Source organism: Sandaracinobacteroides sp. (genome assembly GCF_057137845.1).
Genome location: NZ_DBNHFX010000093.1, coordinates 1 through 4,667, shown reverse-complemented (window position 1 = coordinate 4,667; position 4,667 = coordinate 1). Strand labels below are relative to the sequence as shown.

The following is a 4,667-nucleotide window of genomic DNA, read 5'->3' as shown; positions in this document are numbered from 1 at the left end:
GTGACGGCGCCGCACCCCGAAGGCTCGGGCGCGTTCCGCTCGATGCAGATGGCGCTGAAGCGGGCCGGGCTGAACCCCGGCCAGATCGACTATGTGAACGCGCACGGCACCTCGACGCCGATGGGCGACGAACTGGAACTGGGTGCGGTGAAGCGGCTGTTCGGCGCCGACATCGGCCACATATCCATGAGCAGCACCAAATCGGCCGTCGGCCACCTGCTGGGTGGCGCGGGCGCCGTGGAAAGCATCTTCACGCTGCTGGCGATGCGTGATCAGGTGGTGCCGCCGACGCTGAACCTTGAGGACCCGTGCGACGGGGCTGAGGGCGTCGATCTGGTGCCGTGGAACGCCAGGGAGCGCAAGGTCGAGGCGGTGTTGAACAACAGCTTCGGCTTTGGCGGCACCAACGCGACTGTCGTGTTCCGGAAGGTCTGAGCTTGGCCGCAGGCGCGCAGGGCGCGGGGCAGCCGCGCTGGATGATCTGGGGCGGTGTGCTGGCGATCGTCGCCATGCTGACGCTGAGTATCTGGACTGCGACGGTCTGGCGGCGCAAGCCGATGCCCGGCGTGCCGCGCGTCGAAGTGGAGATCCCGCGCGGTTCTTCGCTGCGCGAGGTGGCGAAGCGGCTGGAAGCGGCCGGTGTCGTCGGCAATGCCGAGTTGTTCGAGATGCTGGCGCGCGCCATCGGCGACGATCGCGAAATCCAGTTCGGTACCTACGGCTTCTTCGAGGGCGAAGGCTGGGGTTCGGTGCTGGAGCGGCTGAAGCGCGGCGATACGCTGGTCGTGCGCATTCCGATCCCGGAAGGCATGCCAAGCGTGATGGTGGCCGAACGGCTGAACGCCGTGGGCGGCCTGAAGGGCAAGGTGGCGCCGCCGCCCGAAGGCAGCGTGCTTCCGGCGACCTACGAGGGAAGGATCGGCGAATCGCGCGCAGACGTTTTGAAGCGGATGCAGACGGCGATGACCGACGAGATCGGGCGCCTGTGGGAGCATCGGTCCGAGCATATCGCCGTAAAGACCAAAGAGGATGCGCTGATTCTGGCATCGATCGTCGAGAAAGAGACAGGCGATCCTTCAGAACGCCGCCGTATCGCCGGGCTGTATTCGAACCGCCTGCGCGCCGGTATGCCGCTGCAGGCTGACCCGACGGTCATCTACCCCGTCACCAGGGGCAAGCCCTTGAAGCGCCGCATCCTGCAATCGGAACTGAAGGCCGCGAACGGTTATAATACCTATCGCCGGCCCGGCCTGCCCGAAGGGCCGATCACCAATCCCGGCCGTGAAAGCCTGGCTGCCGCGATGGACCCGGAAGTCCACGATTATCTGTACATGGTGGCCGACGGCAGCGGCGGGCACGCCTTTTCGAAGGACTATGGCGCGCATCAGGCGCGTGTCGGCGAATGGCGGTCGTGGCGGCGCGAAAAGGGCGTTTGACAAGGGGGCATCGGCGGCGCGGTGCCTGCAACGGCTGCTTGACCACGGCCGCTTGACCACGGCCATGGGGCGGGCTTAACGCCTCTCCTCATGACAGCACCTCGAACACTCTATGACAAGGTCTGGGACGACCATGTCGTATCGGCCCGTGATGATGGCACATCGCTCATCTTCATCGACCGTCACCTCATCCACGAGGTGACCAGCCCGCAGGCGTTCGACGGCCTGCGCGCGGCCGGGCGGCGTCTGCGCCGGCCCGACCTGACGCTTGCGGTTCCCGACCACAATGTGCCGACGACCGACCGGCGCCTGCCGATCGAGGATCCGGAATCGGTCGCCCAGCTTGCGGCGCTGAAGGCCAACTGCGCCGAATTCGGCGTCGAGTATTTCGAGATCGACGCCCCGGAACAGGGGATCGTGCATGTGATCGGCCCGGAACAGGGCTTCACGCTGCCGGGGCTCACCATGGTCTGCGGCGATAGCCATACCTCGACACACGGCGCCTTCGGGGCGCTGGCGTTCGGCATCGGCACGTCGGAGGTGGAGCATGTGTTTGCAACGCAGACGCTGCTGCTGAAAAAATCGGCGAACCACGCAGTGACGGTGAACGGCAGCCTTGGATGGTCGATCACTGCCAAGGACGTGGCGCTGGCCATCATAGGCGCGATGGGAACCGCCGGCGGAACCGGATCGGTGCTGGAATATCGCGGGTCGGTGATCGACGCACTGTCGATGGAAGGGCGGATGACGCTCTGCAACATGTCGATCGAAGCCGGTGCGCGGGCCGGGCTGGTGGCGCCGGACGACAAGACTTTCGATTATGTGCGTGGCAGGCCGCGCGCGCCCGCAGGTGCGGCGCTCGATCGTGCGATCGACTGGTGGCGGCAGTTGCCTGCTGATCCGGGCGCAGGATATGATCGCGAAACCGTGATCGACGGCAGCGCGATCGCGCCGCTTGTCACATGGGGCACCAGCCCGGAAGATGTCGTGCCGGTGACGGGAACCGTGCCGTCGCCCGACAGCTTTGCCGATCCCGCCAAGCGCGCCGCTGCTGAAAAGGCGCTGGCCTATATGGGGCTGACGCCGGGCACCCGGATGGAGGATGTCTTCGTCGAGAATATCTTCATCGGCAGTTGCACGAACAGCCGCATCGAGGACCTGCGCGCCGCCGCCGAAGTGGTAAAGGGCAGGCGTGTTGCATCCAGCGTGCGGCAGGCGCTGGTGGTGCCGGGGTCGGGGCTGGTGAAGCGGCAGGCCGAACAGGAAGGGCTTGATCGCATCTTCATCGAGGCAGGCTTCGAATGGCGCGAACCGGGCTGTTCGATGTGCCTTGGCATGAACCCCGACAAGGTGCCCGCCGGGGAACGCTGCGCATCGACGTCGAACCGCAACTTCGTCGGCCGGCAGGGCCCCGGTTCGCGGACGCATCTGCTGTCTCCGGCGATGGCCGCCGCCGCCGCCGTGACCGGCCGCCTGACCGACGTGAGGCAGATGAAGTGACGGCGGCAATCCGTCTTCGGGGGCTGGAAAAGACCTATGCGGGCGGCAAGCGGGCGCTTTCGGGGATCGATCTGGAGATCCCCGCCGGGTCGATGTTCGCGCTGCTTGGGCCGAACGGCGCCGGCAAATCGACGCTGATCAATATCCTCGCCGGCCTCGTCATCAAGACGGGGGGGCAGGCCGAAGTCTGGGGTTTCGACATCGACACCCATCCGCGCAACGCCAAGGCGTCGATCGGTGTGGTGCCGCAGGAACTGCTGTTCGACGCATATTTCACGCCCTACGAAACGCTGGAGCTGCAAGCCGGCCTGTATGGCGTGCCGCGCGAACGGCGGCGGACGATGGAACTGCTGCGCAAGGTCAGGCTCGACGACAAGGCGCATGTCTATACGCGCACCCTGTCGGGCGGGATGAAGCGCCGGCTGCTGATCGCCAAGGCGATGGTGCATAATCCGCCGGTGCTCATCCTCGATGAACCGACGGCGGGCGTCGATATCGAACTGCGGCAGATGCTGTGGGAATATGTCCGCGAACTGCATGCGCAGGGCACGACAGTGGTGCTGACGACCCACTATCTCGAGGAGGCCGAGGAACTGTGCGATCGAATCGCCATCATCGACAATGGCGCGGTGGTGGCGAACAGCGACATGCAGGGGCTGCTGGCGCGAGCGAACAGCAAACGGCTGCAAATCACGCTGGACCGGGACATCGGCCCCCTGCCGGATTTCGGCGGGGCTGCGCGCGTCGACCAGGGCGGGCCGCGTGTGCTCGACGTCCGCTATGACCGCCGATTGCTGGATGCGGGCGCGGTCTTTGGCAGGCTGGGGGATGCGGGCTATGGCATCGTCGATATCGCAACCCACGACGCACGGCTGGAGGATATCTTCCTTGCGCTGACCGGCCATGCGCCAGTGGCAGAGGACGCCTGAACAATGGAAGACCCGATCCTGTCGGATGTCATCGTCGTCGGTTCGGGCGCGGCCGGGCTGACGGCGGCGCTCAATCTGGCGGCGGGCGGGCGGCAGGTGCTGCTGCTGTCGAAGTCGGGCATTTCGGCCGGTTCGACCAGCCGGGCGCAGGGTGGGATCGCCGCCGTGCTGGATGCCGGAGACAGCATCGAAAGCCATGTCGAGGACACGATGGTGGCGGGCGCGGGCCTGAACGACCGGCGCGCCGTTGAATTCGTGGTGGAACATGCAGCAGCGGCTGTCGGCCGGCTGGCGGCGCTGGGCGTGCCGTTCAACCCCGGCGAGGGCGTGGTCGGGCGCTGGCACCTGACGCGCGAAGGCGGCCACAGCATGCGCCGCATCGTCCACGTCGACGACGCAACCGGCCTTGCCGTGCAGACCGCACTCGAACGGGCGGCGCTTGCCAATCCGCTGATCCGCTTTCTGCCCGATCAGGTGGCGATCGATATCATCACCGAACGGCACATCGCAGGCCGTGGTTTTGCCCAGCGGCGGGCGATGGGGCTGTATGTGCTCGATCGCGCGTCGGGGCATGTGCGCCGGTTGCTGGCGCGCGCGGTGGTGCTGGCTTCCGGCGGCGCTTCAAGGGTCTATCGCTTCTCGACCAATCCGGACGGATCGACCGGCGACGGCATAGCCATCGCCTGGCGCGCCGGATGCCGGGTTTCCAACATGGAATTCAACCAGTTCCATCCGACTTGCCTTTATCATCCGCAGGTGAAGAATTTCCTGATCACCGAAGCGATGCGCGGCGAAGGCGGCA

4 protein-coding genes and 1 pseudogene are annotated in these 4,667 nt (G+C 66.3%); all 5 read left to right on the top strand.

Annotated features, from left to right (window positions below):
• Positions 1 to 435 (top strand): annotated as a pseudogene (locus AC16JP_RS04845) (beta-ketoacyl-ACP synthase II); the annotation flags it as partial.
• Between the two features lie 2 nt (positions 436 to 437).
• Complete coding sequence (mltG, locus tag AC16JP_RS04840) at positions 438 to 1,436, top strand: endolytic transglycosylase MltG (RefSeq protein WP_484339475.1); 999 nt, start codon at positions 438 to 440, stop codon at positions 1,434 to 1,436.
• Between the two features lie 90 nt (positions 1,437 to 1,526).
• Positions 1,527 to 2,936, top strand: a complete 1,410-nt coding sequence (gene leuC, locus AC16JP_RS04835; protein ID WP_484339474.1) for a 3-isopropylmalate dehydratase large subunit — start codon at positions 1,527 to 1,529, stop codon at positions 2,934 to 2,936.
• A complete protein-coding gene (locus AC16JP_RS04830) occupies positions 2,933 to 3,865 on the top strand; it encodes an ABC transporter ATP-binding protein (protein WP_484339473.1) in 933 nt (310 codons plus the stop codon). Before leuC ends, AC16JP_RS04830 begins: the two co-directional genes overlap by 4 nt.
• Before the next feature lie 3 nt (positions 3,866 to 3,868).
• Positions 3,869 to 4,667, top strand: a 799-nt coding sequence (locus AC16JP_RS04825) for an FAD-dependent oxidoreductase (protein ID WP_484339472.1), incomplete at its 3' end; no start/stop codon positions are given.